35 protein-coding genes and 2 tRNA genes are annotated in these 24,114 nt (G+C 41.9%); 25 read left to right on the top strand and 12 right to left on the bottom strand.

All coding sequences use genetic code 11. The features are described 5' to 3' along the window. Positions 1-459: 459 nt before the first annotated feature. The 5 genes from QMA00_RS12370 to QMA00_RS12350 all read left to right on the top strand — a co-directional run bounded on the left by QMA00_RS12370 (position 460) and on the right by QMA00_RS12350 (position 2,749). Positions 460-894, top strand: a complete 435-nt coding sequence (locus tag QMA00_RS12370) for a type II toxin-antitoxin system antitoxin SocA domain-containing protein (RefSeq protein ID WP_076923038.1) — start codon at positions 460-462, stop codon at positions 892-894. A 7-nt stretch (positions 895-901) separates the two neighbouring features. Continuing rightward, complete coding sequence (locus QMA00_RS12365) at positions 902-1,345, top strand: hypothetical protein (protein ID WP_076923039.1); 444 nt, start codon at positions 902-904, stop codon at positions 1,343-1,345. Positions 1,346-1,713: 368 nt separating this feature from the next. Next, a complete protein-coding gene (locus QMA00_RS12360; RefSeq protein WP_010557530.1) occupies positions 1,714-2,091 on the top strand; it encodes a MerR family transcriptional regulator in 378 nt (125 codons plus the stop codon). Between the two features lie 65 nt (positions 2,092-2,156). Beyond that, positions 2,157-2,546, top strand: a complete 390-nt coding sequence (merC, locus tag QMA00_RS12355; RefSeq protein ID WP_024601094.1) for an organomercurial transporter MerC — start codon at positions 2,157-2,159, stop codon at positions 2,544-2,546. Continuing rightward, a complete protein-coding gene (locus QMA00_RS12350) occupies positions 2,534-2,749 on the top strand; it encodes a GDCCVxC domain-containing (seleno)protein (protein WP_076916053.1) in 216 nt (71 codons plus the stop codon). The genes merC and QMA00_RS12350 overlap by 13 nt, the downstream gene beginning before the upstream one ends. 363 nt (positions 2,750-3,112) lie before the next feature. On the opposite strand, the gene nth is transcribed toward QMA00_RS12350, so the two are convergent. From nth to QMA00_RS12295, 11 genes are all read right to left on the bottom strand, one after another. Next, positions 3,113-3,775: an endonuclease III gene (gene nth, locus QMA00_RS12345; protein WP_076923040.1), complete on the bottom strand. Its 663-nt coding sequence runs from the start codon at positions 3,773-3,775 to the stop codon at positions 3,113-3,115. Between the two features lie 45 nt (positions 3,776-3,820). Then, positions 3,821-4,519, bottom strand: coding sequence for an electron transport complex subunit E (locus tag QMA00_RS12340; RefSeq protein WP_010388435.1), 699 nt, complete (start codon positions 4,517-4,519; stop codon positions 3,821-3,823). Then, the gene (gene rsxG / locus QMA00_RS12335; RefSeq protein WP_262977212.1) at positions 4,516-5,154 is read right to left on the bottom strand and encodes an electron transport complex subunit RsxG; all 639 of its coding nucleotides are present in this window, start codon (positions 5,152-5,154) and stop codon (positions 4,516-4,518) included. The genes QMA00_RS12340 and rsxG overlap by 4 nt, the downstream gene beginning before the upstream one ends. Further along, positions 5,151-6,209 carry an electron transport complex subunit RsxD gene (gene rsxD, locus QMA00_RS12330; RefSeq protein WP_290157486.1) on the bottom strand — a complete coding sequence of 353 codons (1,059 nt, stop codon included), beginning with the start codon at positions 6,207-6,209 and terminating at the stop codon, positions 5,151-5,153. The genes rsxG and rsxD overlap by 4 nt, the downstream gene beginning before the upstream one ends. Beyond that, entirely contained in the window at positions 6,206-8,575 is a 2,370-nt protein-coding gene (rsxC, locus tag QMA00_RS12325) for an electron transport complex subunit RsxC (RefSeq protein ID WP_290157485.1), read from the bottom strand. The genes rsxD and rsxC overlap by 4 nt, the downstream gene beginning before the upstream one ends. Before the next feature lie 8 nt (positions 8,576-8,583). Then, entirely contained in the window at positions 8,584-9,138 is a 555-nt protein-coding gene (gene rsxB, locus QMA00_RS12320; RefSeq protein ID WP_069439672.1) for an electron transport complex subunit RsxB, read from the bottom strand. A gap of 1 nt (position 9,139) precedes the next feature. Beyond that, positions 9,140-9,721, bottom strand: coding sequence for an electron transport complex subunit RsxA (rsxA, locus tag QMA00_RS12315; protein ID WP_008115244.1), 582 nt, complete (start codon positions 9,719-9,721; stop codon positions 9,140-9,142). 244 nt (positions 9,722-9,965) lie between these two features. Beyond that, positions 9,966-11,909, bottom strand: coding sequence for a GGDEF domain-containing protein (locus QMA00_RS12310; RefSeq protein WP_290157484.1), 1,944 nt, complete (start codon positions 11,907-11,909; stop codon positions 9,966-9,968). Positions 11,910-12,082: 173 nt separating this feature from the next. Beyond that, positions 12,083-12,159 (bottom strand) — tRNA-Asn (locus tag QMA00_RS12305). A 21-nt stretch (positions 12,160-12,180) separates the two neighbouring features. Beyond that, a tRNA-Asn gene (locus QMA00_RS12300) sits at positions 12,181-12,257 on the bottom strand. 679 nt (positions 12,258-12,936) lie between these two features. Beyond that, positions 12,937-13,554, bottom strand: coding sequence for a helix-turn-helix transcriptional regulator (locus QMA00_RS12295; RefSeq protein WP_290157483.1), 618 nt, complete (start codon positions 13,552-13,554; stop codon positions 12,937-12,939). A 281-nt stretch (positions 13,555-13,835) separates the two neighbouring features. Here QMA00_RS12295 and QMA00_RS12290 point away from each other — a divergent pair, with 281 nt between their 5' ends. The 15 genes from QMA00_RS12290 to QMA00_RS12220 all read left to right on the top strand — a co-directional run bounded on the left by QMA00_RS12290 (position 13,836) and on the right by QMA00_RS12220 (position 21,709). Then, complete coding sequence (locus QMA00_RS12290; protein WP_109874407.1) at positions 13,836-14,102, top strand: helix-turn-helix domain-containing protein; 267 nt, start codon at positions 13,836-13,838, stop codon at positions 14,100-14,102. Between the two features lie 3 nt (positions 14,103-14,105). Continuing rightward, a complete protein-coding gene (locus QMA00_RS12285; protein ID WP_290157482.1) occupies positions 14,106-16,316 on the top strand; it encodes a DDE-type integrase/transposase/recombinase in 2,211 nt (736 codons plus the stop codon). An 11-nt stretch (positions 16,317-16,327) separates the two neighbouring features. Beyond that, on the top strand, positions 16,328-17,035 hold the full coding sequence (locus QMA00_RS12280) for an ATP-binding protein (protein ID WP_138607657.1): 708 nt from the start codon (positions 16,328-16,330) through the stop codon (positions 17,033-17,035). An 11-nt stretch (positions 17,036-17,046) separates the two neighbouring features. After that, a complete protein-coding gene (locus QMA00_RS12275) occupies positions 17,047-17,652 on the top strand; it encodes a hypothetical protein (RefSeq protein WP_290157481.1) in 606 nt (201 codons plus the stop codon). Beyond that, positions 17,636-17,968, top strand: a complete 333-nt coding sequence (locus QMA00_RS12270) for a LacI family DNA-binding transcriptional regulator (protein ID WP_290157480.1) — start codon at positions 17,636-17,638, stop codon at positions 17,966-17,968. The genes QMA00_RS12275 and QMA00_RS12270 overlap by 17 nt, the downstream gene beginning before the upstream one ends. A 2-nt stretch (positions 17,969-17,970) precedes the next feature. Further along, the gene (locus QMA00_RS12265; protein ID WP_290157479.1) at positions 17,971-18,177 is read left to right on the top strand and encodes a hypothetical protein; all 207 of its coding nucleotides are present in this window, start codon (positions 17,971-17,973) and stop codon (positions 18,175-18,177) included. 5 nt (positions 18,178-18,182) lie between these two features. Beyond that, on the top strand, positions 18,183-18,785 hold the full coding sequence (locus QMA00_RS12260; RefSeq protein ID WP_290157478.1) for a DUF3164 family protein: 603 nt from the start codon (positions 18,183-18,185) through the stop codon (positions 18,783-18,785). Positions 18,786-18,795: 10 nt separating this feature from the next. Then, positions 18,796-18,978 carry a hypothetical protein gene (locus QMA00_RS12255; protein WP_002960355.1) on the top strand — a complete coding sequence of 61 codons (183 nt, stop codon included), beginning with the start codon at positions 18,796-18,798 and terminating at the stop codon, positions 18,976-18,978. Positions 18,979-19,074: 96 nt separating this feature from the next. Then, complete coding sequence (locus QMA00_RS12250; protein ID WP_290157477.1) at positions 19,075-19,254, top strand: hypothetical protein; 180 nt, start codon at positions 19,075-19,077, stop codon at positions 19,252-19,254. Next, the gene (locus QMA00_RS12245) at positions 19,247-19,858 is read left to right on the top strand and encodes a regulatory protein GemA (protein WP_290157476.1); all 612 of its coding nucleotides are present in this window, start codon (positions 19,247-19,249) and stop codon (positions 19,856-19,858) included. The genes QMA00_RS12250 and QMA00_RS12245 overlap by 8 nt, the downstream gene beginning before the upstream one ends. Then, complete coding sequence (locus QMA00_RS12240) at positions 19,830-20,327, top strand: hypothetical protein (protein ID WP_138764268.1); 498 nt, start codon at positions 19,830-19,832, stop codon at positions 20,325-20,327. Before QMA00_RS12245 ends, QMA00_RS12240 begins: the two co-directional genes overlap by 29 nt. Beyond that, positions 20,324-20,668: a hypothetical protein gene (locus QMA00_RS12235; RefSeq protein WP_290157474.1), complete on the top strand. Its 345-nt coding sequence runs from the start codon at positions 20,324-20,326 to the stop codon at positions 20,666-20,668. Before QMA00_RS12240 ends, QMA00_RS12235 begins: the two co-directional genes overlap by 4 nt. Then, a complete protein-coding gene (locus tag QMA00_RS12230) occupies positions 20,665-21,081 on the top strand; it encodes a Mor transcription activator family protein (protein ID WP_138764266.1) in 417 nt (138 codons plus the stop codon). Before QMA00_RS12235 ends, QMA00_RS12230 begins: the two co-directional genes overlap by 4 nt. After that, positions 21,081-21,434 (top strand): hypothetical protein, encoded by a 354-nt coding sequence (locus QMA00_RS12225; RefSeq protein WP_290157471.1) that lies wholly within the window; start codon positions 21,081-21,083, stop codon positions 21,432-21,434. The genes QMA00_RS12230 and QMA00_RS12225 overlap by 1 nt, the downstream gene beginning before the upstream one ends. Beyond that, positions 21,431-21,709, top strand: coding sequence for a hypothetical protein (locus QMA00_RS12220; protein WP_290157470.1), 279 nt, complete (start codon positions 21,431-21,433; stop codon positions 21,707-21,709). Before QMA00_RS12225 ends, QMA00_RS12220 begins: the two co-directional genes overlap by 4 nt. Positions 21,710-21,745: 36 nt before the next feature. Here QMA00_RS12220 and QMA00_RS12215 read toward each other — a convergent pair whose 3' ends face one another. Continuing rightward, positions 21,746-22,159: a DUF4124 domain-containing protein gene (locus QMA00_RS12215; RefSeq protein ID WP_290157468.1), complete on the bottom strand. Its 414-nt coding sequence runs from the start codon at positions 22,157-22,159 to the stop codon at positions 21,746-21,748. A gap of 166 nt (positions 22,160-22,325) precedes the next feature. Here QMA00_RS12215 and QMA00_RS12210 point away from each other — a divergent pair, with 166 nt between their 5' ends. The 5 genes from QMA00_RS12210 to QMA00_RS12190 are packed head-to-tail and all read left to right on the top strand — an operon-like array spanning position 22,326 to position 24,113. After that, the gene (locus tag QMA00_RS12210; RefSeq protein WP_290157466.1) at positions 22,326-22,925 is read left to right on the top strand and encodes a glycosyl hydrolase 108 family protein; all 600 of its coding nucleotides are present in this window, start codon (positions 22,326-22,328) and stop codon (positions 22,923-22,925) included. Next, on the top strand, positions 22,925-23,188 hold the full coding sequence (locus QMA00_RS12205) for a hypothetical protein (protein ID WP_290157465.1): 264 nt from the start codon (positions 22,925-22,927) through the stop codon (positions 23,186-23,188). The genes QMA00_RS12210 and QMA00_RS12205 overlap by 1 nt, the downstream gene beginning before the upstream one ends. Beyond that, positions 23,178-23,459, top strand: a complete 282-nt coding sequence (locus tag QMA00_RS12200) for a hypothetical protein (protein ID WP_290157463.1) — start codon at positions 23,178-23,180, stop codon at positions 23,457-23,459. Before QMA00_RS12205 ends, QMA00_RS12200 begins: the two co-directional genes overlap by 11 nt. Continuing rightward, complete coding sequence (locus tag QMA00_RS12195) at positions 23,449-23,895, top strand: 3TM-type holin (RefSeq protein WP_290157461.1); 447 nt, start codon at positions 23,449-23,451, stop codon at positions 23,893-23,895. The genes QMA00_RS12200 and QMA00_RS12195 overlap by 11 nt, the downstream gene beginning before the upstream one ends. Then, positions 23,892-24,113 (top strand): TraR/DksA C4-type zinc finger protein, encoded by a 222-nt coding sequence (locus tag QMA00_RS12190; RefSeq protein ID WP_138764257.1) that lies wholly within the window; start codon positions 23,892-23,894, stop codon positions 24,111-24,113. Before QMA00_RS12195 ends, QMA00_RS12190 begins: the two co-directional genes overlap by 4 nt. Position 24,114: the final 1 nt, after the last annotated feature.

The following is a 24,114-nucleotide window of genomic DNA, read 5'->3' as shown; positions in this document are numbered from 1 at the left end:
TATTAGGTGATCGGCTTAGATAGTATTAGGTGATCGCGATGCATGAGAATATGCACAAGTATTCAACCAAATTTGCGAATCTGTAAAAGTTCACTCAGAACGTGGAAAGTTCTCTTTTGCAAAATCGTTATTAAAAAGTGCCGTTACAAAAGAAGAGCTAGAAGAAGTTTTATCTGAAGTAAAAAGTAAAGGTTACAAAATAACTATGCACTCTGAAAAAGAAGATTCTTGGCTTTTCGAAGTATCATGGTAAAGGACTTCTAACAAGACGCGTCAATAGGATTTCATAAGCGGTTGGAAACTGATATTAGCAAGGTATAGTAGCAAATTGAATGTTACGTTATTAGAAATATGTTCGATTAACGCACTATTTAAATACTGTGTTTTATTTGCGCTGCGCACTATACTGTTTATACATTCAGTGTTAACATCCGCAAAATTTTGAGTAAGGAGTAGGATATGGTCACAGCACTAGATGTTGCTAAGGTTTTGGTTAATTACCAAAATCAAGAAGACAGTGATTTGTCTAATCTAAAACTGCAAAAGTTAGTATGGTATTGCCTCGGTTTCTGCGGTGCATTGACAGGTAAGAAATTATTTGATGATGAGATAAAAGCTTGGGAGCACGGGCCGGTTGTACCAACTTTATATCATGAGCTTAAAAAGTTTGGTCGAAACCCAGTAGAACTGGACGTTAACCCTGATTTAGAAGAGAAGTTTGAAAAAGAACAGCTAGAAGTCATATATGAAGTTGCTGAAGTCTTTGGTAAATATAGTGCCTGGAAGCTAAGAAATATGACTCATGAAGAGGCGCCTTGGCTAAATCATGAATCAACAGCGGGTACAATACCTTTTAATGAAATTGTTGAATATTTTAAAACTAGGCTAAATTAATAAACGAATGGCTGGAAAAATCAAAGGAAAGATTAAAGATGCGGATAAAGCATCTAAAAATACTCAAGGTAATAAGTCTCGATTCCAGGTAAACGAGAATACTCAAGACTATGATAGCAGCAAAATAGTTTTTTCTTTGGAGCGCGTTGTAAATGGAAAGCATTGTTTTAGTAAACTAGATAAAAACAATAAAGCTTTTTTTGCTGAAGCTATTTTTCGTCGTAAACACCTCTCTTGGAGAGAGATTCAAGAAGAAAATCGACATGGCTTAGGATGCGAAAAGATTGCTAGAAATTCAATTAAAGTGGCTATCCCGAAAGAGATTCCTGAAGATACAGAATACTTTCTTGCCTTCCGATATAAAGCTAAACACCCTGTTGTAGGTATTAGAAGGCAAAATATTTTTTACGTGCTTTGGTTTGATCATAACTTCAAAGTTTATCCTCATTAAAAAAATAACAACCACTTTACTCTATCGCTCTAGTTCGTTGGGAAGTCCAGTAACACGTGTGCTCTGTCTTAGCCCATAAGTAATGATTCCTTATATAGGTACTGTGTAAAATGAGACCTATGAATCACACAGCTTCAAAAAGTTTCCTGCAAAGCACAGCATTCCCTATGTCTGCTTTTGGCACAAAGCACGCATTCGTCATAACTCATTTTTGTCCATCGACGATTTATCAATATAACTCACCTTTGCCCCAAAACGTGTTGAGGCGAATGCCTCAAAAGAGCGAAAACCAGTCATTGTAGTTCGAGCAATTTTACTTCGTATTGATATACTAATGTCATGATTAAAGTTGATTTTATGGTTGGACGATGAAAACAATAGGCAAGTTGGCTAAAGAACTTGATATAGGCGTAGAAACTATACGGTTTTATGAGCGGGAAGGCTTGATAAAACAGCCTCAAAAACCTCAAAATGGTTATCGTGTCTATGACGACTCAATCACCAAACAATTACAATTCATCTGTAAGGCCAAAGCACTTGGCTTTACTCTAAAAGAAGTGGCTTCATTGATGTCAATGGATGGCGATTGTGCCAAAGTAGAATCCCTAGGCTTGCTGAAATTGAACGTAATTCAAAATAAGATAGCTGACCTTCAACGCTTAGAAGTCGTCATAAAAGAAATGACTAATTCATGCCGCAACAATAACGATCAATCCCACTGCCCAATAATCGATTCGCTAAAATAGTATTGACTCCGTACCTACCTACGGAGTTCATACTCAAATCATTCAAATAATGTTAGACGTTAAAAATGATTAATAAGATTTTAGATAAAGTTAGCTCAGGTGGTGTTTGGCTTGCGGCTCTTAGTTGTACGGGGTGCTTCCCCGCACTCGGCTCGTTAGCATCAGCATTAGGATTAGGCTTTCTCTCTCACTTTGAGGGAATTGCTGTAAATACCTTGTTACCTATATTTGCAACTCTGGCATTGTTGGTAAATTTGTATAACTGGTATAAAAACCAAAATCATGCGAGAGGTATTCTTGGGGTTATTGGCCCTATAGCGGTTTTGTTAACCCTCTATCCACTATGGCAATACGAATGGAGCACTTATTTGTTTTATGTAGGTATTTGTTTGATGATTGTAATGTCCGTATTAGACATTGTTAAACCTTTGAAGGAGCAAACATGCAAAGTATAGAGTTAAATTCTACCATTACTTGCCCTGAGTGTGGCTTCAGTAAAACTGAAGAAATGCCAACCAACGCTTGCCAGTGGTATTATGAATGTGAATCTTGCAAAGTTCTCCTAAAGCCTTTGAAAGGCGATTGTTGCGTATATTGCTCTTATGGAACAGTGAAATGCCCGCCAATTCAAGAAGGTCAAAGTTGTTGCGATAGCTAAATGACAGTCTATTAATGGCAATGAGAAGGCATAAAAAGAAATAGTGAAATGTCAGCAATCGTATCATTGCAGCCTTTATCACTAAGTCACTCAAGGGCTGCTTTTGGCACAAACCAGAAATAGCTTCCAATGAATTCTGTATTTAAATTTTAGGTTTAAGCTGGGCTCTAATTAATAAATCATAATCTAATTGCAACACCTTGCTTAAATTCAAATTATTCTTAAGTTAACGCAAATTTTCAATTTAACTGGTGCTGGCCTAATAAAGGCTCATATGAGAACCAAATAGCCAACTTATTAAATGGAAACTAAAAAATGTGGCTGTTAAAAGGTTTATACTAACTAAAAAGTAACTACTCTTAGCTATGACTCAGTTTTCTCTTTATAGTCACACAAATCCTCGATTATACAGCTTCCACATTTTGGTTTTCTCGCTGTACACGTATAGCGCCCATGTAAAATAAACCAATGATGGAGGTTAAACATAAACTCTTTTTTATTTGGCGTATTTTTAATTATGGCCTGTTCTGTCTGCTCAACAGTTTTACCTTTAGCGTAACCCGAACGGTTTGCAAGACGTTGGATGTGAGTATCTACTGCTAAAAAGTATCTACCTTCATTATCCTTTAGCCAGCCGAAGGCCGTATTTAATACTACGTTAGCAGTTTTACGGCCAACGCCAGGGAGGGCTTCTAGGGCTTCACGATTTTCTGGCACTTCACCGTTATGCTGATCTACCAATATTTGGCACATTTTGTATACGTTCGCAGCTTTGGAATTAAATAAGCCGATGGTTTTTATGTAATCACGCAGTGTGTCGTGGCCAATATCTAAAATGGCTTGTGGCGTATTAGCAACCGGAAATAATTTACGAGTGGCTTTATTTACCCCAACATCGGTGGCTTGTGCTGAGAGCGTAACGGCAACTAACAACTCAAATGGGCTTGAATATTCAAGCTCCGTTTCAGGATGTGGATTGTCATCGCGTAAGCGAGTAAGTATTTGGTGACGTTTTTCTTTATTCATATAACTTAAAACGCATTAGCTTTATTAGGTTAATGCGTTTTCCCCTTAAGTTAAGCTAGTAACACGCGCTCGAGGGCCTTTTTCAGCTTCTGGCGGTGCGACTTGTTTTGATTTTATTTGTGCATCAATTACGTTTTTAGCGGCGATCAGCAGCCCAAGCCCTAAGAATGCGCCCGGTGGTAAAATGGCCAGTAAAAACTGGCTATCAAAGCTAAACACTTCAATGCGCAATATAGCAGCCCAAGGCCCGAGTAATAAATCGGCACCATCAAATAATGTGCCTTGTCCAACCAGCTCTCGCATAGCGCCAAGTACAACCAGAACTAACATAAAGCCTAAGCCCATCATCAAGCCATCAAAGGCGGATAAGTGCACTGGATTTTTTGAGGCAAACGCTTCTGCACGGCCAATAATGGCGCAGTTGGTTACAATTAACGGAATGAAAATCCCTAAAGATTGGTAAAGGCCAAAAGTGTAAGCGTTCATTAACAGTTGCACAATTGTTACAAAACCGGCAATAATCATCACAAACACAGGTATTCTAATATCTTTAGGTACCCAGTTACGCACTATTGATACAGTAATATTAGAGCCCACTAATACCAATAAGGTTGCTAAGCCTAAACCTAGTGCATTAGTAATTGTAGAGGTAACAGCGAGTAAAGGGCATAAACCTAATAACTGTACCAAGGCGGGGTTATTTCCCCATAAGCCTTCTTTGTAAAGGGTTTTTAATTCGCTCATGGCGTTACCTCTGGGCATGCGTTTGCTGCTGTGAACAGAGCATCAAAGTTATCTTGTGCATAAAGTACCGCGTTTTTGACTGAGCCTACAACGGCACGAGGTGTAATTGTAGCGCCAGTAAACTGGTCAAACTGGCCGCCGTCTTTTTTAACGGCCCAACGATCGTCGCTTTCGCTTTGTACTGTTTTTGCATTAAATGTGGTGATCCAGTCTGATTTTTTTATTTCAACCTTATCACCTAAACCTGGTGTTTCTTCATGCTTAGTAACCCTTACACCAGCAACGCTGCCATCGCGATATACCGCACTGAGTAAGTTTATATCACCACTGTAGCCGCTAGGGGTGACATGACGAATGACTAATGCCACAGGTTCGTTATCTTTTCGGGCACGATAAATAACTTGGTTGTCGTATGGCCCCAGTAAAGGGTCTGATATGATTACACAATCTTGCGATAGCTCATTGCTGTATTTGGAATGCGGCAATACTTCTTGAAGCTGATTAGTTAATTGTAATTGCTCTTGCTCTGCAATTTTATCAGCGGTAAGTGTATTAATTGTGGCAACGAGTCCCGTTGTTAGTAACGCAAACCCACACAATATTGCGCCATTTTTTACCATTGAAGAAATAATCATTTTACTGCTCCATGGCCATAGGTTCTTGGTTGTGTATAGTAATCGATAAGCGGTACCGCTATGTTTATTAGCAACACCCCAAATGCAACAGCATCAGGAAAACCACCAAAGGTGCGAATTAAATACACAATTAAACCAATTGCTGCACCATAAATAAGGCGACCTCGATTGGTGGTTGCAGCTGATACAGGATCGGTGGCGATAAAAAAGGCTCCGAGCATAGTCGCACCACTAAATAAGTGAAATACCAGACCCGGCTCAGTGCCTGGCGAGGCAATATAACCAATTGCAGCGCATAGGCTTAAACTGGCAATAAAACTCACTGGTATATGCCAGTTAATCACTTTTGTTTTTAATAAATAAAGGCCACCGAGTAAGAAGGCTAAATTAACCCAACCCCAACCTAGGCCAACCCATTCATTAAATACCGGTTTTTGCATACTTTCAGTGACGGTAAGGCTATGAGCAATATCTGTTTTTAACGTATCAAGAGGGGTGGCCATCGTGCTGCCATCAATACCCACTCTGAGCTGATCTAAGCTGTATCCTAACGTTGTAAAGTCACTAAATATTAGACTAAGCTGCTGGCTAAAAGTAATGCCCGTATTGAGTAACTCTGTAACCGGTAACCAAGCCGTCATTTGCACAGGGAACGACACTAATAAAAGTACATAGGCTGCCATTGCAGGGTTAAATAAATTAAAGCCTAAACCACCATAAAGTTGCTTAACAATAACAATGGCAAATAAACACCCTATAACAATAACCCACCAAGGCGCTAAAGGCGGAATACTAATCGCTAATAGCACGCCGGTTAGCCATGCGCTGCCATCGCTTAATGCAGGCCAAATAGGGCGCTTACGCATTAGCATAATGGCTGCCTCAAATGCGCTTACACACACTAACGCTAATAATAATTGAATAAGGACACCGGTACCAAAAAATACAACTTGTGCAATAACACCAGGAATACAAGCCGCAATCACAGTTAACATTAACCGTGTCACAGATTTGTGACTATGATTGTGGGGTGAACTGGCCATGGTTAGTTTCATGACTGATCGTTTCCTTCTTTTTGTTGCTTTTTAGCTTTAGCACGGGCAATGGCGGCGGCTACGGCGGCTTTCTTTTTTTCTTGAGCTGTTTGCTGTGAACCTTCTGAAGATTCATCGTTGCCTTGTGGCTCAGCGTTTTCACTTTGTTTTGCTAATTCATTAGCTTGCGCTGCTTTTTTAGCTTTAGCACGGGCAATAGCCGCAGCCACGGCGGCTTTTTTATCATCGGCAGCGTCAGGTAATTCACTTGCTGTGTTATCAGCTGCTGCTTTTTTGGCTTTAGCGCGGGCAATAGCCGCAGCAACGGCAGCTTTTTTATCATCGGCAGCGTCAGGTAATTCACTTGCTGTGTTATCAGCTGCTGCTTGCTCATTAGCTTGTGCTGCTTTTCTGGCTTTAGCGCGGGCAATGGCGGCAGCTACCGCAGCTTTTTTATCATCTGCAGCAACTGGCGATTCACTTACTGTGTCATCACTTGGCGCTTGCTCATTAGCTTGTGCTGCCTTTTTAGCTTTAGCGCGAGCAATGGCGGCAGCGACGGCAGCTTTTTTATCATCGGTAGCGACTGGCGATTCACTTTCTGTGTCATCACTTTGCGCTTGTTCATTGGCTTGTGCTGCTTTTTTGGCTTTAGCACGGGCATTAGCGGCAGCAACGGCTGATTTTTTATCATCTACAGGCTCGTCATCACCATTGTTTTGTGCCTTTTGCTCTTTATAAAGGCGAGCTTGCTCTTTACGTGCTGCGCGCTCTTTTGCAACTTCACTGTTATCTGGCTCGAGTTCGCCACCTTGCTTTTTGGCTTTAGCACGCGCAATTGCCGCTGCTACAGCTGATTTATTGTCACCATCGCTGGTTTTATCTTTAACGCGGGCAAGGGCATCGGCTACTTTTTGCTGCTCTTCGGTCGATTTAGGGGCAGGTTTACGTTTATGGCGATTTTTTCGCTCAGCTTGTTCTTGCTCTAAACGCGCTTTACGTGCATCAAAGCGCTCTTTAGCACGATCAGATTTTATCTTCTCGGCAATTTGCTCTTTAATTTCAACTTTTGCAACGCGGTAATACTGAACAAGTGGTATTTCACTAGGGCATACATAGGCACAGGCACCACATTCAATACAGTCAAATAAGTTATGCTCTTGGAGTTTGTCGTATTCTTTTGATTTAGCAAACCATTGTAATTGTTGTGGCAATAACGAGGCAGGGCAGGCATCGGCACAGGCACTGCAGCGAATACAGGCTTTTTCTGGGCCAGGCTCTGCTAATTCTTTATGATCTGGGGCAAGTATGCAGTTTGTTGTTTTAACAACGCCAATACGAACTGTGGGTAAGGTAAAGCCCATCATAGGGCCGCCCATGACCACGCGTTGTTGTGGCACCGGTGAAAAACCTTGGCAATCAAGTAAGTGCTTAATTTCAGTACCTAATAACGCCCATACATTGCCTGGATTATGTATAGTATTGCCGGTAACGGTAACGACACGTTCAATTAACGGTTTACCTTCGTATACAGCTTGCTGAATCGCAAATAAAGTGCCGGTGTTATGTACTAAAATGCCGATATCAGCAGGGATACCGCCGTTTGGTACTTCACGGTTAGTGAGCAGTTTTATTAGCTGTTTTTCACCGCCAGAAGGGTAAACAGTAGGCACGGTTTGTATTAAGATATGCTCGTTATGCTTCGCTGCTTCTGTCATGGCTGTGATAGCCTCGGGCTTATTATCTTCAATACCAATAATACACAGCGTCGGATTGAGTAACTGCTGCATTAGCTCAATACCTTTGACTATTTCAGCGGCGTGCTCACGCATTAAGGTATCGTCAGCCGTGATGTAAGGTTCACACTCAACCGCATTAACAATCAAAATTTCAATAGGTTGTTTAATATCAGCTTTTACATAGGTTGGGAAACCTGCGCCGCCCATCCCAGAAATACCCGCATTATGAATAACATCAACCAGTTCATCGTGTGATGCAGTGGCTGGGTTTGCTAAAGGCGATAATTCACACCAGGTATCCTTGCCATCGGGTTCAATAATAATGCTTAATTCAGGTAATGCCGAAGGATGCGCTGATGGCATAGGCGTAATATCAATAATTGTGCCTGATGTAGGTGCATGTATTGGCACCGACCAATTAGCTGATGGCTTTGTTAAGGCTTGGCCTTTTAATACGTGCTGGTTTTTTTCAACTATTAATTTACCACTAGCGCCAATGTGCTGCTTTAAAGGCAGAACAAGTTTTTCAGGCAATGGGAGTCTGGCTATAGGCGCACTATTAGATAATGATTTCTGCTGAGGAGGATGTACGCCGCCAGGAAATGCCCAAACGGTGCCTTTTTTTATTTGTTCAAGTAACTTTTCCACTCAAACCTCTAATCTATTTGGGTAACTGGAATAGCGTCTAATTGCCATTTCCAGGTTTGTTTTGTTGGTTCAACAGGTAGCATGTCAATACAATCGACCGGACAAGGTTCAACGCACAAATCGCAGCCAGTGCATTCGTCAATTAGAACGGTATGCATTTGACGTGTTGCACCCACAATGGCATCAACAGGGCAGGCTTGAATACATTTGGTACAGCCAATACATTCGTCTTCGCGGATATACGCCACTGTTTTAACCGGATCTGCTTGTTCACCGCCAGCGAGGGGTTTAGCCTCAACACCCATCAAATCAGCCAATTTTTTAACTGTTGCATCACCACCTGGAGGGCATTTATTTATTTCATCGCCATTGGCAATGGCTTCTGCATAAGGACGACAGCCCGGGTAACCACATTGGCCGCATTGTGTTTGCGGTAAAATGGTGTCTATTTGTTCTACAACAGGATTACCTTCAACTCGAAAGCGCACTGCTGCAAACCCTAAAATTAATCCGAAAATTAACGCCAGCAAACCCAGCGCTATTAAAGCGTACAACAAGGTCATATTAAAACTTCACTAATCCAGTAAAACCCATGAAGGCCATTGACATTAAACCTGCCGTTATCATTGCGATTGAGGCACCTTTAAATGGGGTTGGTACGTCTGCTGCGGCTAAACGCTCGCGCAATGCAGCAAATAAAACCAATACTAATGAAAACCCCACCGCAGCACCAAAGCCATAAACGGCCGATTGTAAAAACGTGTGATCTTCTTTGATATTTAATAAAGCAACACCCAATACCGCACAGTTAGTGGTTATTAAAGGTAAAAATATTCCCAGTAACCGGTAAAGCGTTGGACTGGTTTTTCTGACAACCATTTCAGTAAATTGTACAACAACAGCTATCACTAAAATAAAGCTCATTGTTTTCAGATAGGTAATATCCAAAGGTAATAAAATATACTCATTTACTAAATAGCTTGTTACAGAGGCAAGCGTTAGCACAAAAGTAGTTGCCAAAGACATACCTATGGCTGTGTCAAGTTTCCCAGACACACCCATAAACGGGCAAAGGCCTAAAAATTGTACTAATACAAAGTTGTTGACTAACACTGTTCCAATTAATAACAAGACGTATTCTGTCATGTGTGCCTCACGCTAATAAAATCCCGTGTATTATCCTTTTTTCTGCTGTGATTAACAACACGTTGAGTGATTATCAGTTAAATAAACAACGTTAAATAATGGGCTAATTGTAAAGGGTTAAAATCAAGGGACATTGCAATTAAAAAACTGTCAGCATTTTAACGGCTGAAAATTCATAAAAGCACACTTTAGAACGTAAAAAAGAGCATACATGCTCTTTTTTACGTTAATTGGAGTAGAGGCGTTAGATGTCTTTGGGCTTTTCAATGTAGTAACCTTGAACACCATCTAGGCATAACGTTTCTACAATGTGTTTTTCTTCTTGGCTTTCAACGCCCTCAGCAAAAACACTGACGCCAATTCGGTGTGCAAGGTCGACCATTAAACGCATAAAGTACTGATTATTTTTATCATCCTCTAAGCCTCGGGTATAACTTGCATCCATTTTAATAAAGTCTGGTTTTAAATCTCTGAAAAACTTAAATGATGTGAGTCCTACACCAAAGCGTTCAACAGTAATTCTGGCTCCAACGCGATGCACCATATCAATAAAACGTTTGCTTGCTTTAATGTTTTGTAGCAGACCAAATTCACTCACCTCAAAAATTAACTTAGAAGCAATATGGGTATCTTTAAGCAAACGACGCTCTAACCAAATCATAAATTGGTCACTGTGCGCACTTGAAGGGGTAATATTTAAGCCAAAGTATTTTTCAGATAAATTACTCGATTTTATTCTTTCTAACGACGATTCTATAATTAACCTATCAATTTCTATTGCCATATCGAGCTTTTCAGCCATTGCTAAAAATGAAGCGGTAGGCAAAGCTTGATTTTCTTCTGTTTTGAAGCGGGCTTGAATTTCAGCATAGGCTTTAATGCTTTTACCTAATGGCATAATATTTTGGATCACAAAATGGACGCTTTTAGACTCGATCACCTGGTTAATCACTTTACGCCAGTTTTGGTTACCAAACCCTGCGCTCACATTATTAACAAGATCAGTATCGCGCTGCACATGCCACGCATTAGCTTGCTTAGATTGCGCCATACTCATTGCGTTATCAACGATAGAGAGCAACTCACCTAAAGGTTTGGCTTTTTCGTACCCCACAATACCTGTGTTTGCAACCGAGCTAAGCTCTTGGTTTTGCATATATTGAGTAAAGCGAGATTGTAAGTTTTCACCAAATTTTTCAGCTTCTTTTAACGGGGTATTCGGCAATATAATTATAAAGTCAGAGCTGTTTACTCTAAAAACTTGACTGCCGGAATAGGTACCACTGATATGTACTATGATATCTGCAACCGACTTAATGTACTCATCACCTTTTTGATAGCCTCGACTTTGATTAATTGACTGTAACTCACTACAGCGGACAAGTGCTAAAGAGCCAAATGTACTTATTTCGGTGTTTTCTATATTTTTTTCGTAGTAATCAACAAACATATTGCGATTACCTAATTCAGTAACGCCGTCTTTGTAGGCTTCACGTTTAATATCGTTGGCTGCATTTTTTATATTGTCGTTTTTGCTTTTTAAAAAGTGCGATAAACGATTAAAGCTAGGAATTAAACTTTTCCCCAACTTAGCTAACTCAGGTGAATCAATTTGAGTTGCAAAATCATCACCTAGTTGGTTTTGATTGATATATACATCAATAACATCAGCAACGTCCGTACATATATTGTCGTTAATGTGCTTAACAATGGTTTTCATCAATATAATAGGTATTAGGGCGAGTAGGGTGCTAACAATTAAAATAACAAAAAACGCGGTTTGAAACTGCTCACCCAAGTGAGTAATGTTTAATTTAAATTCAATTTTTATATCGGCGTTATTGTTTGTGGCGTACTGAGGACGTACTGAGTTGCTACTAGATTGAATAAGCTCAGCAATAAAAGGTAATTGCACTGCATTGTTAACCGAAAATACTTCAACGCCTTGATAGTCACGTAAAACAAAATTTGAAAAGGTTTCACTAGTTGCAAGCGTGTTCTTAAGATTTTCTGCTGATATATCTGTCGCAGAGAGATTTTTAATGTATTGCTCAACGGTCGCTTGTGCATTTTTTTGAGCATTGCCGATGGCATTATCAAAATTTTGGCTAATAAAATAACTACCAGCGGACACAAGTACCAGCCAAGCTAACAGTTGTATAAGAATAAGTTTTTTGAAAGCTGCCATTATTTAATCTTTTTATGTCAAATGGGGGAGGACACAACCTCATGATTATTAAACTAATTATAGCTCGATATCAATAGTTATCAAATGGTTAGTTTTTTAAGCAAAAAGGTTTTTATTTTAAAAGAAGAATGGTAGAGCAAATTGAAGGGTATGTCTATGTGATTGTAGTAAATTGGCTCCCCCTCCCCGACTCGAACGGGGGACCTGCGGATTAACAGTCCGTCGCTCTAACCAACTGAGCTAAGGGGGAATCGTTTATGGCTGAAAAACTTGGCTCCCCCTCCCCGACTCGAACGGGGGACCTGCGGATTAACAGTCCGTCGCTCTAACCAACTGAGCTAAGGGGGAAGCGTCTTGCCTTTCAACGGGGCGAAATATTAATGACCGCATAGCAAAGTGTCAACATATAAAAGATCATAAATTCAAAAAAGAGGTCTATTCGTTGTTTTTATGTGCAATCTGCGCGTTTTGTAACACTATTTAAGTAAAGCGCAGTGATATTGTTTTATAAAAACAGGGAAATATTTGCATGAAGTTTGTAATTTGAGGCAATAAAGTGATGAGTAAAATTTAAGAAAACGGCTTTTAATAGCAAAAACGCGTTCTATTTCCTGTATTTTTATAAGGCGATAATTAACTTATTTAAAAAAAATGGCTCCTTTTTATTTTTGGTACGTTAAAACGGTTGAACTAAATGCGTATTAGTTACGTAAATTAAAACTAGCGCTAAAACATAATATAAATTTTGACTGCAGCAGCAATGCTTTGTACAAAAATAAAACAATCAATGAGTTAGCTACCTGTTTGAGTGTGTTACTCACTGATATTAGTCTAAGAAAATATCGCCTTCATACATGTAACTAACAGATCTTAATGGGTAATAGGGAATAGATAAGAATAGATGGGAAAACGCGGGAGAAATAAGGGTTTAAAGGGAGTTTAACAAAAATTAAGTGCGAAAAGGAAAGAGCGAATAAAATGGGTAAAATAAAAAAGCTTTTTAAAATTCGCGGGAGTAAATGGGTAACTAAAAAATAAGCTCAGCCTTAATAATCCTACCTAAAAGACCTAAAGTTTTTAAAACATAATGCAATTCATTACTACCACCCTCAATATTAAATTCAGCATCTTTACGCTTTGCGTTATCAAACACCAGCTTAAGCTGTGCATCAGTTAACACTAGCTTAGCTGCAAAGTAACAACCGGTCATTGGGTTTAGAAAGCCATACATAGCACCAGGTGTAACGTTCTTGTTGCAAGTATCAATGTATATGGTTGAGTCCATAGGCACAGCCGTATGTGAAAGCTCACCAAGTTTTACTTGCAGTAATTCACTGCTAGTTTTGTATTTAAGTGAATTATCAGAAACTGTGTTATCGGTTGAATTTACTGTATTTAAAGAACTAATAGCTTTTTTAGCCGCTTCTTTATTGGCTTTTGAATAATCCAGGCGTTTCTTAAGAATCTCAGCAAAAGACACACCCACCACCTCAGCAAAATCAACCAAGTAATCAATTGGGGGATCTCTGTGGCCCTCATAATTTGACTGAGTATGTCTATGCACTCCAATGCGTTTAGCAACAGTGCCTATGTCCAGGGCTTTTTGTTCCCGTAACGATTTTAAATAGTCGTTGAATGCAGCCATTTATCAGCAAGTCTGTGTTCGGATGATTGATGTATATATATTTAAGCACACATACGAGTGCATACAAAATAAAAAATTTACACAGTCTGTGTTATCAAGTGCGATCTTTCGCACTTTAAAGCGCGAACCGCGATCCCCCCTAAGAAAAAATAAATAATATTAAATATCAACAGCTTAACCTTTTCGTGTATACGTTCGTATAAAAATAGTTTGAATGTATATAAATGTATGTATATGCTTGTGTGCATGGATACAAACATATACAACAAAAGGTGGCTTAAATGGATAGCATAGAATGTCCAGGTTGGACAAAAGCAGATATAAAAGCTGCGCTAGAGGATGAGGGTTGGTCATGCCGCCAGTTGTCTTTTAGTCGCGGCTACACCTCAAATGCTGTGCAAACTGCATTACACAGACCCTACCCAGCTATAGAGCGAATCATTGCCGATGTAATCGGCGTAAGTGCCTGTGAAATATGGCCTGAGCGCTACGGTAAAGATGGCAAGCCAAATCGTAAGCTCGGACGTCGTAAGATGAATGGGGTGTAAATTATGGAACTCTACACAGCTAAACAACTTGCTGATTACTTACTATTTAGTAAGCGCAGCATTCAAATCAAAGCTAAAAACGAAAACTGGCCTTTTACAGAAGTACCTAGCCGTGGTGGCAAAGTGCGAAAATACGCGCTTAGCGATTTACCTGTATATGTTCGTATACAAGTTGAAGAGGCTATTATTAAATCAATGGATACACCAGCGTCAAAAAGTGGTGCATCTTACCTAGCTGTTAACGAAAAAGTGAACAGCCTAGACAAAGATTTAATTGACCACCAACGCCAATCAAACCTAAAAACCTTAGCCGGATTAGAAAAAATCGATCCAAAAGCAAGCGCCAAAGTGCAAATATTAAATGCAGCAGACGCATATATAAATGCAAATAAACTAGGCAAAATTGTTGGCTTAAAACTATTTAGCGAACGCTATAACCAAGGTTTAATTGAAGACGTATTAGAGTGTAAATCTGTTATACCGTCAGTGTCGCGTAATTCATTAATACGCTGGCAAAAAACCGTAGCTGAAAAAGGCATAGCAGGGCTAGCTTTAAAGCCTAAGCGTACCGGCAAATCAATCATCGACTCAGACAAAGAGCTAGCCGATTTTTGCATAGCAATGATCTACGAATACCCACACGTAAAAGCCACCCAAATAAAAGAGGGCTTAATTGCTCGTTTTTATCAAGTAGGTAAATCGTTACCAGCAGAAACCACAATCCGCGATTGGCTAACACGTTGGAAGCGCGAAAACAGCGCACTTTATACCAAAATGGCAAACCCAGATGCTTGGAAAAACAAGTATATGAGCGCCATGGGTAAAATGGACGAAAACGTAAAACGTCTTAACCAATTGTGGGAGTTCGATTCAACCCCATCAGACGTAATGCTAACCGATGGCCGCCACTCACTAATCGGAATTATCGACGTATTTAGCCGCCGTGCAAAAGTCGTAATTCACCCAACCAGTGACAGCACCGGTATCTGTTTAGTTATCCGTAAAGCAATACTCGATTGGGGCATACCCGAAATAGCCCGCACCGATAACGGTAAAGACTACACCTCAATACAAATCAAAAGTGTGTTTGACGCGCTCGACATAAAGCACGAAACAACACGCCCGTTTTCAGGTGAAGAAAAGCCCTACATAGAGCGCTTTTTCAAAACGTTCTCGCACGATATAGCCGAGCTATTAACCGGTTACATAGGTCACAACGTGTCAGAACGCCAAGCAATAGAAGCGCGCAAAACCTTTGCACAGCGTTTATTAGCAAAGCAGGGCGGTGATAAATCAGCTATCGAAATCAACATGACAGCCCAACAGCTGCAAGAGTTCGTAGATAACTGGATAGACAGCCGTTACCACCACAAGCCGCACAGCAACATAGGCAACAAAACACCATTCGATTTATTCGCAGCAAGTCGCGACCAAATCAAAGTGATCAAAGACGAGCGTTTACTAGATGTAATGCTACAGCCAATACCGTCAAATCGTGGTTTACGCATAGTAGGTAAAGAGGGCATTAAACTAAGTGGCGGATTCTATATAGCCCCAGAACTGGGCGCAATCGTAGGTGATGAAGTGCTATGCAAATGGGACCCTAAAAACGTAGGCCGTATTTACGTATTTAATCGCATGAATAACGAGTTTATCTGTATCGCAGTAGACCACGAAATTCAATCAGCAGGCATGACACGCCAAGACGTCGCACACCATGCAAAACGCAGCCAATCAGCCGAAACATCACGCAAGCTAAAAGAGCTTAAAAAAACCGCTAAAAGCGTCAACGTATCAGACATAGCAAACGAAGTGCTAGGGCATTACACAACCCAAAACAAAGCGCTTGCAACACTGCCTAAACAGTCGGTTGAACACACCAATGTCATAACGCAGTCAGCCACAAAAGCGCTCGACAGCAAGCCAACAGTCGGCTTTAGCGACGAGCAATTAAGCGAATTTGAAAAACGCCGTAAGCAGTTAGAAATTGAAACCGCCATAGCAAACGTCAACCCAACGCCGCTATTCGACAACCCACAAAGCAAAGCCATGTTTCATAAAAAACAACGCCTAACAAATCAGTTAAGCGAATCAGATGCAACCTGGTTAAACACATGGGAGCAAAACAATCGCGCATCATCAAAACGCCTAGACGACCTACTAAGCGACATGAACGCAGCACCTGCTGCAACCACAAAATTACACAAACAGTAAAGGAATAAAGCATGAAAACTAAAATAGCAATCGTAAGCAACGTAGTAGCCACACAAATGATGGTAGAAGCGCTAAACCAGCGCGCTCATGGCGTACCAGGTATTGGCCTTATTTACGGCGATCCAGGTCTTGGTAAAACCACCGCAACAGCATGGTTGGTTAACCGCTGCGACGGCATCTACATACGTGCCACATCAGGCATGACATTAGCGCAGCTTTTACGCCAAATAGTTAAAGAGCTAAGCGGCCCAGACATTTACACCCGTGAAGCCATGCTTAACTACATCATAGAGCACATGGCAATACACAATCGCCCACTGTTTATAGACGAAGCCGACTACCTATTAAACGACAAAAACACCCTAGAAATCGTGCGCGATATTCACGACCTAACCAACTGCCCAGTAGTACTTATTGGCATGGAGTCAGTGCGCCGCAAATTACAGCGTCACCGTCAATTTTATAACCGTATATCAGAATGGCTAGAGTTCCAGCCAACCCAACGCGAAGACCTGCAAATTATCGTCAATGCAGTCATAGAGCCAACGCTCACAATACAAGACGACCTACTAAGCCAGCTGCTTAGCGACACCGACGGCGAGGTGCGTCGCATCATCACAGGACTATCAAAAATAGAAGCCTTTGCACTGGCAAACGGCCTAACGAGCATCGACCTACAGCAGTGGGGTTCTAAAGAATTTTTCCTTAAAAAAGCGTAAGGAGAGATTCAGTGAGCCGCCCACAACTACAAGACGCATGGCAAGCAATGAGAATCCTAAAAACATTCTCATTGCAACAAGTGCGCGATGCCATAGAGCACACAACACTCGACAGCTTAAAAGCCTTTGCAAAACGCCTAATCGCAGCAAAGGCCATAGCCGAAAATGTTGATTACGAACACATCACCTACACCGTTTTAAACGCCCAATACAAGCCGTTTAAACAAGTCAATAACAGTGATGCAAAACAAAAAAACTCAGGGAGACAGCGCATGTGGCAATCAATGCGAATCCTAAATGAATTTGACGCAGGGCAAGTAGCAAGCACCGCCGACATATCGGTAGCCTCTGCGCGTTCATATATCTCAATTTTAAAAAAAGCAGGGTACATATTTGTTGTCAAATCAGCCCCGCGCACAGGCTCAGTCATTGAGCGAGCAGGAGAGACAACCATATACCGCATGCTTAAAAATACCGGTCCTAAACGCCCCGTTCCAAAAGCAACAGGCGTATTTGACCCAAACACAAACGAGCTAGTTGAGTTTAACGCCGTGCAACGTAAAACCGTAAAAATAGCCCCCGTCACACTGGGAGAAGCGCATGACTTCAACAACTAACTGGCTACACGTTTTAAAAGACGAAGTAGCAAAGCAAGGCATGCGCAGCGTTGCCGAAAAACTAGGCGTAAGTAAAGCCACAGTAAGCCAAGTAGTAAACGACAAATACAAAGCCTCTACACACGTAATACAGCAGCGTGTAGAGGGTGTATTTATGGCATCAACAGTAACTTGCCCAATCTTGGACGAAATACCGCTGAACGAATGCCTAGAACATCAAAACAGAAAGTTCGCAGCAACCAACCATGTACGCGTAGCGCTATATAGAGCCTGCCGTAACGGTTGCCCACACTCAAAATTATGCGGGAGTAAATAACTATGCAACTACGCAACGCACTAAAAGAGTTACAAAAACAAGGGCTGCAAATTATCAGCTCACACAAAGGCTTTAGCCGCCATGTAATCGAAGTGGCAGGCCAAGCCCCAGCACACTTACCCGTAATAACCGAAACAAAAAACGGGCGAACGCGACAAGTTCGTCCAGCCAAATTACACGGCCAAATCATCATTTTTATAGAGAGATAACCACTATGCCACAAGAATTTTTAATTAATCAAAAAGGCCACCAGGTGCCAGTTAAAGCTATACGCCCAGCCGACATAATTCGCCATGAATTTGTGCAATCAGCCATAGCTAAAGCCAAAGAGCAAAGCAAAGCACTAGCTGAGTTTAAAAAGCAGCAAATGAGCGAGTTTGACGCATTCATAGCCCTACTGGCGCAAGAGTACGCGGTAGAGTTGGGCGGCACTAAAGGTAACGTCACGCTACGCAGTTTTGATCACAAACAAAAAGTAACCCTCCAAGTGCAAGAAAGCATAGAGCTTGGCCCCGAGCTATTAGTAGCAAAAGAGCTAATAGACGAATGCCTAAACGAATGGAGTGAGGGCGCAAACGAAAACCTCAAACTCATTATTGAACAAACCTTTGCCACCGACAAAAAAGGCAAGGTGAGTGTGCAAAAAGTGCTAGGGCTACGCCGCCTTAAAATCAGCGACGACAGCGGCAAATGGCAGCGTGCAATGGACATTATAGCCGACTCAATACTGGTAATGGACTCAACCCGCTTTATTCGTTTTTACGAAACCATAGGCGAGCACGAACACGCTATATCACTCGACATAGCCAAGCTATAAGGAGCAATTCATGGAAGGCATAACAATTCAAGTAAGCGAACACAGCGAGCTACAAAACATCGTAAATCAGGTCGCTCAAAGTAAAGAACCAGTAAGCATTAACTTTGTATTTCAAAACATCACCTTTGTAGTGCAAAGCCAACTGGTAAGTGTAAACCCAACAACATTAGGCCCAACCACAAAGCCTAATTAAGTAACCAAAAAGCGCGCACGGACGCGGCTTTTTATCAAAGTGTTTTACCCAAAGCAAAAGCACTTTGATAAACAGCAAACAACAAAAGGAGGTCACATGGCCTATATCGTAAAACCAGAATTAGAGCTAAGACAGCTTGTTGCCCTAGTTAAGTTTTTAGAGTGCTCACACAAGCTAGCAGTAGACACCAGCGTATTTACAGACCAAGAAGCCGAGCTAATAGGCCAAGGCTACTTAGCCCTACGTGCGCAGCTAGAAGAGTTTAAAAATGACTAAAGCAAAGCTAATACAGCTAATTCACATAGCAAAAGGGCAACTAGGGCTAGACGACGACACCTACCGCGCCGCATTACTCGGCTCAGTAGGTAAAACGTCATGCAGCCAAATGAGCCTACCCGAGCTAAACAAAGTGTTAGACCACTTTAAAAAAGCAGGGTTTAAAACAAAGGCTAAACGCCGTTTAAGCCCTAAATCGTCACCAAAGCAATTAGGCGAAATAAACAAAATCCGCGCAATTTGGATCACCATGCACAAACAAAGCTTTGTGCGCGATGGCTCAGAAACCGCGCTAGACGCCTACGTAAACCGCATGCTAAATCGTGCCAAGGTGGGCGAAAACGTCAGTTACCACACCCAGTTTTTAACGCTCACGCAAGCCATACAAGTGCTAGAGCCGCTTAAAAAATGGCATAAACGCGAAATGGTAGCGCATTTAAAAGCAAACAACATGCAAGCGTACGAAGCATTTAACTGCCTTGTATCAGGCCAAACCTACGCACGGCCAATACCGCTTAGCACCGTACCCCATAAATCATACCAAGCCGTATGCAACATATTTGAGATCAGCACCAATGAAATTAACCCGTTGCCCCGTGTGTAAAAGCCACCTAAGCCTAGATCAGCTAGTGCAAGACGACGCAGGCAAAGAGCTATTAAGCATCGTAGCCAGCATCAACAAGCGCACAGCCCAGGCATTGGTCGGTTACTTAGCCCTGTTTCGCCCAGCAAAGCAGGACTTAAGTGCCACACGTGCAGTAAAGCTAGCCCATGAAGTACTTGCCCTAACCGAGAACGTAGCGGCACTGGGCCACGCTATGGAGCAAACCACCAATTCAATCATGGCAAAGCGAGTAGGCCAGCCAAACATTAAGCCGCTTGCAAACCATAACTACTTAAAACAAGTGCTCACCACCTCACTAGAGCAAATAGTGCAGCCAACCGCAGCAGAACGTAGCCGCAGTATGGAAATAAAACGCCAGGGCTTAGAAATGAGTGAGCAACAAAACCACCAAGCCTATTTAGAGCAAATGAACCGCTACGGCGCAAAAGTGAATAAGGAGGACAAATGAGAACAGGCCAAAAGCTTGTACTGCAAGCCTTAGAAAAAGAGCAAAAGCGTTTAACGCTTAAAGCTCAAAAAGCAGCCCAGTTATCAGAGGACTTTATAAATGCACCATCAATAATGATGGAGGCAAGGCGTAAAGCCGCTGACATTTTAAATACAGGTGGGTATGAAAAAAACATTAATAAATTTGAAGAGTTAGCAAGCCAAGAAAAAACAGCAATTAACTTAATGGAAAAAGATGCCAATAAAGTATTTGACGCTGAAAATAAGGCTAAAAGCGATCTTGATGAATTTTCATATGAACTTTCATTTTTATCAATGAGATATAACCGAGGTGGTGTATGAGCGAACAACAATCAGAGCTTTTTGGCGAAAGCGTAGAGCAGCTGCAAGACTGCCTAAGCAAGCTATCTACTGAGGATGCAGCCGAAGTACGTAAACGCTGGCCTAGCAACCTACAATCGCTTGCATTGCTTATTGAAACCCAACTAACCAAGGCCAGCGTAAACAACCCGCAAGGGGTAGGCGAAGCCATAACCCTAGCAATAGGCCATTATTTTGGTGGGCGCGACGTATACATACCCACCGACCAACGCCTAAAAGCAGCCCTGCGCGATATACAAATATGGCAAGAATACAAAGGCAACAACATAGAGCAGCTTGCCAATAAATTTAAACTAACAGAGCGCCGTATAGCTGAAATAATCCAGCACCAGCGCATTGTAGAAACCGAGCGCCGCCAAAGGAGATTATTTTAATGAGCAACCCAGCCAAAAAAGCCCCAATGAGCGAAGCGGTCAACGTAGCCGCCGAGGCCGAAGAGTACGTAGATACCCTAATAGTTGATATGTTAGAGGGTAAGCACCCAAACAATTACGTACTACTGGGCACACTGCAAGAACAGCACACCGACATACAAATACAGCTGCACGTAATGCAAGACGAAAACAAATTCATAGACGAAGTAGGCGCACCGCTCATAGCTAAAACGACCGCAGCGCTTGAAAAAACAAAGGCACAAGACCTAGAGTTTATGCTTATTCACCAGCCAAACGAGCTGCTAAGAGGCATTACCGAACTACAAAAAAAGCTAAAGGAGCTAAGCCAATGAGCAGCACAATCAAAGCCGCTGAAAAAATGCTACAAACCCAGCAGTTCTATAACTCACTGGCCTTGGCTAAAGTGTTTGGAGTGTCAACTAATCGCGCAGCCACTTGGTTAAAAAACATCAAAGAGCAAGAGAGCTACCAAACATTAGAAAGTACAGATCAAAGCGGTAGCATAAAAGTGTTATCAATTAACGGCAGAAAAGCCAGTATAGAAGACCTACAAACTAGGGCATTATTATTTAAACGCCCATCAATTATTACCAGTACACAAATTTGAAATACCAAAAAGCCGCTTTACGCGGCTTTTTTATTGCTAGTTAATCCAGTGTTGAACAGTACTTAAACCCGTGCCACCGTGGTTTAAAAAGCAATTAAACGGCTTAGAATCCCCATACCCACCATAACCATTTTTAGCATTCACTTGCATAGCTAACACTAATCGCGCCCCGCTTGCATCATCGCGCCATTGCTTTTCATGCGACACAACAATAAACGAATTGGGATCACGCCAGGCATAGCTGTTTTTTGCAAGCGCAGTGCATTGCTGCAAAATAGAATGACTAACGCCAGGGCTTGGCGCTTTGCTTACTTTTAAATGCAGCTCTTTAGCATCCGGTGCGCAAGGGGTTTGGCTAAATGTGGGCACATCATCAATAACACATTTATAAATAGCCGCATGGCTTGAAAGTGAAAACAACGCGATTAAAACAAAGGCTGGGTATTTCATAAATTAAGTCCTTTTAAATGGTAACTAGCGAAAATGGCTAACTTGCAGTACCATAAAAAACTTTATTAAATCTGTCTACTTTTTAACTAAACTTTCCCGAAACCCCGCACGGCCAACACCTAAGCACAACCCCCCACAATACCGAAAAACAACAAGGCTTTTCGGTATGTTCGTATTCAACCCACTCAACTTAAATTATTTTAAACAAGTGCCCGAAGTGCAAAATGCGCTTGCCCCGTACTCGCTTAAATTTGCCCAGTGCATATTACCTATCTTGTATTTGGAGGGAGGCTTGCGCAGCGATGGTGGGTTAAATAACGTAGCATCAGACCGTGGCGGCCTTACCAAATACGGTATAAGCCAGCGCGCTTACCCAACTGTAGATATTAAAAACCTAACGCTTGCTAAAGCGCTAAGCCTGTATCACCGTGATTATTGGCGTGCCATGCACTGCGAGCAAAGCCCCGCAGGGGTTGACTTTATGCTGCTAGATGGCGCAGTACAGCACGGCGCACCCGCCATGACCCAATTAACCCAGCGATTAGTCAACTCAAAGCCCGATGGTCGCATGGGGCCAAAAACCCTAGCCGCTATCCTACAGCGTCCAGCCCTTAGCCTAACCGTATTGCTCAGCGTAAACCGTGGCCGTAAGTACGCCCGCATTTGTGCAAACGACTCAAGCCAAAAGCCAAACCTAGAGGGCTGGTATAACCGCCTAGCCCATGTAACCGAATTTGCAGTAAACCAGCTAAGCGGGGTGGCCTAATGGGTAAAAATTGGGATTGGTCATATCAAAAAGGTCGCGAGAAACGCATGGAGCAAGAAGTTGATGCGCGCATGCACAACATGCCATTCGACCCCCGCAAAATACCAATGCACAGCCATTGCGGCACCATGCAAAGCCACTTTAATAAAGGCTGGCAATCAGTAAGAGCCATCGATATACAGCTACGGGTAGACGGCCAGCAAAGCTACAAAAACGCCCGTGAAGCCCTTAAAAAACGCTTTGGAGAGTCTAATGGCCGCTAAAGTAAAACCACTTACCACAGCGCAAAACACCGTTATTAAAGAGCTAGCGCTTACCTTAGTGTTTAGCGAAATAGAGCAACAGGTAGTTAAGCCAAGTTACGAAGAGGCCACCGGTAAAAAGTACAACTCACAACACCCCGAGTCATTTACCAACAAAATGTTAAACGCCAACCCCAAAGCTAAACAGGTATGGCACGCCTTGCAGGACGCAATTAAAAAAGAGCACAAGCGCCAACACCGACTTTGTAAGGAAGATAAAAATGGCAATTAAAAACTGGTTTAACGTGGTCGAGCCAATCACCAATTTAATTGATGATCTCTTTACCAGCGACGAAGAACGCCAAGCCGTTACCAACGAACTCAAGCGCATTGAAAACGCAGGTCAAAGCCAAGTGCTAGAGCTTGAGGGCAAAATTGTCGAGCTACAAGGCAAAGTGCTAGAGGCGCAATCGCAAATTATTACCGCCGAGGCCAAAGGTGAAAGCTGGCTTCAACGTAACTGGCGGCCTATCACCATGCTTACGTTCTTAGTGTTGGTGTGCCTTGATTCATTCGGTCTATTAGCGTTTCGCTTATCAGAGCAAGCATGGGATTTATTGCAACTTGGTATAGGTGGTTATGTTATTGGCCGCTCAGTTGAAAAAGCCGCGCCAAGCGTTAAGCAAAGCATTAAAAACGTCATTGAAAAAGTAAGGAAACCGCAGTGAGCAAATTAGACGACGCGCAAAAAATAGAACAACACCTACTCGATGCCGCGCTATCAATTCAGCGCGAAAAAGCAAATACGTCCGGTGCAGCGTTTATGCACTGCCAAGAGTGTGGCATAGACATACCAAAACAACGCCGTGACGCGGTTAAAAACTGTAGTACCTGTGTAGATTGCCAATCACTCATTGAAATACAACAACAGCACTATAGGCGCTAGC

The sequence above is a fragment of the Pseudoalteromonas sp. APC 3694 genome (assembly GCF_030407565.1).
In the GTDB taxonomy this organism is placed as follows: domain Bacteria; phylum Pseudomonadota; class Gammaproteobacteria; order Enterobacterales; family Alteromonadaceae; genus Pseudoalteromonas; species Pseudoalteromonas tetraodonis.
This window is presented reverse-complemented; position numbering and strand designations above follow the sequence as displayed.

Bases quoted from the DNA above. Each gene is read 5' to 3' on its own strand.
- QMA00_RS12370 (WP_076923038.1), top strand. From the start codon at position 460: ATGGTCACAGCACTAGATGTTGCTAAGGTTTTGGTTAATTACCAAAAT.
- QMA00_RS12365 (WP_076923039.1), top strand. From the start codon at position 902: ATGGCTGGAAAAATCAAAGGAAAGATTAAAGATGCGGATAAAGCATCT.
- QMA00_RS12360 (WP_010557530.1), top strand. From the start codon at position 1,714: ATGAAAACAATAGGCAAGTTGGCTAAAGAACTTGATATAGGCGTAGAA.
- merC (WP_024601094.1), top strand. From the start codon at position 2,157: ATGATTAATAAGATTTTAGATAAAGTTAGCTCAGGTGGTGTTTGGCTT.
- QMA00_RS12350 (WP_076916053.1), top strand. From the start codon at position 2,534: ATGCAAAGTATAGAGTTAAATTCTACCATTACTTGCCCTGAGTGTGGC.
- nth (WP_076923040.1), bottom strand. From the start codon at position 3,775: ATGAATAAAGAAAAACGTCACCAAATACTTACTCGCTTACGCGATGAC.
- QMA00_RS12340 (WP_010388435.1), bottom strand. From the start codon at position 4,519: ATGAGCGAATTAAAAACCCTTTACAAAGAAGGCTTATGGGGAAATAAC.
- rsxG (WP_262977212.1), bottom strand. From the start codon at position 5,154: ATGATTATTTCTTCAATGGTAAAAAATGGCGCAATATTGTGTGGGTTT.
- rsxD (WP_290157486.1), bottom strand. From the start codon at position 6,209: ATGAAACTAACCATGGCCAGTTCACCCCACAATCATAGTCACAAATCT.
- rsxB (WP_069439672.1), bottom strand. From the start codon at position 9,138: ATGACCTTGTTGTACGCTTTAATAGCGCTGGGTTTGCTGGCGTTAATT.
- rsxA (WP_008115244.1), bottom strand. From the start codon at position 9,721: ATGACAGAATACGTCTTGTTATTAATTGGAACAGTGTTAGTCAACAAC.
- QMA00_RS12310 (WP_290157484.1), bottom strand. From the start codon at position 11,909: ATGGCAGCTTTCAAAAAACTTATTCTTATACAACTGTTAGCTTGGCTG.
- QMA00_RS12295 (WP_290157483.1), bottom strand. From the start codon at position 13,554: ATGGCTGCATTCAACGACTATTTAAAATCGTTACGGGAACAAAAAGCC.
- QMA00_RS12290 (WP_109874407.1), top strand. From the start codon at position 13,836: ATGGATAGCATAGAATGTCCAGGTTGGACAAAAGCAGATATAAAAGCT.
- QMA00_RS12285 (WP_290157482.1), top strand. From the start codon at position 14,106: ATGGAACTCTACACAGCTAAACAACTTGCTGATTACTTACTATTTAGT.
- QMA00_RS12280 (WP_138607657.1), top strand. From the start codon at position 16,328: ATGAAAACTAAAATAGCAATCGTAAGCAACGTAGTAGCCACACAAATG.
- QMA00_RS12270 (WP_290157480.1), top strand. From the start codon at position 17,636: ATGACTTCAACAACTAACTGGCTACACGTTTTAAAAGACGAAGTAGCA.
- QMA00_RS12265 (WP_290157479.1), top strand. From the start codon at position 17,971: ATGCAACTACGCAACGCACTAAAAGAGTTACAAAAACAAGGGCTGCAA.
- QMA00_RS12260 (WP_290157478.1), top strand. From the start codon at position 18,183: ATGCCACAAGAATTTTTAATTAATCAAAAAGGCCACCAGGTGCCAGTT.
- QMA00_RS12255 (WP_002960355.1), top strand. From the start codon at position 18,796: ATGGAAGGCATAACAATTCAAGTAAGCGAACACAGCGAGCTACAAAAC.
- QMA00_RS12250 (WP_290157477.1), top strand. From the start codon at position 19,075: ATGGCCTATATCGTAAAACCAGAATTAGAGCTAAGACAGCTTGTTGCC.
- QMA00_RS12245 (WP_290157476.1), top strand. From the start codon at position 19,247: ATGACTAAAGCAAAGCTAATACAGCTAATTCACATAGCAAAAGGGCAA.
- QMA00_RS12240 (WP_138764268.1), top strand. From the start codon at position 19,830: ATGAAATTAACCCGTTGCCCCGTGTGTAAAAGCCACCTAAGCCTAGAT.
- QMA00_RS12235 (WP_290157474.1), top strand. From the start codon at position 20,324: ATGAGAACAGGCCAAAAGCTTGTACTGCAAGCCTTAGAAAAAGAGCAA.
- QMA00_RS12230 (WP_138764266.1), top strand. From the start codon at position 20,665: ATGAGCGAACAACAATCAGAGCTTTTTGGCGAAAGCGTAGAGCAGCTG.
- QMA00_RS12225 (WP_290157471.1), top strand. From the start codon at position 21,081: ATGAGCAACCCAGCCAAAAAAGCCCCAATGAGCGAAGCGGTCAACGTA.
- QMA00_RS12220 (WP_290157470.1), top strand. From the start codon at position 21,431: ATGAGCAGCACAATCAAAGCCGCTGAAAAAATGCTACAAACCCAGCAG.
- QMA00_RS12215 (WP_290157468.1), bottom strand. From the start codon at position 22,159: ATGAAATACCCAGCCTTTGTTTTAATCGCGTTGTTTTCACTTTCAAGC.
- QMA00_RS12210 (WP_290157466.1), top strand. From the start codon at position 22,326: ATGTTCGTATTCAACCCACTCAACTTAAATTATTTTAAACAAGTGCCC.
- QMA00_RS12205 (WP_290157465.1), top strand. From the start codon at position 22,925: ATGGGTAAAAATTGGGATTGGTCATATCAAAAAGGTCGCGAGAAACGC.
- QMA00_RS12200 (WP_290157463.1), top strand. From the start codon at position 23,178: ATGGCCGCTAAAGTAAAACCACTTACCACAGCGCAAAACACCGTTATT.
- QMA00_RS12195 (WP_290157461.1), top strand. From the start codon at position 23,449: ATGGCAATTAAAAACTGGTTTAACGTGGTCGAGCCAATCACCAATTTA.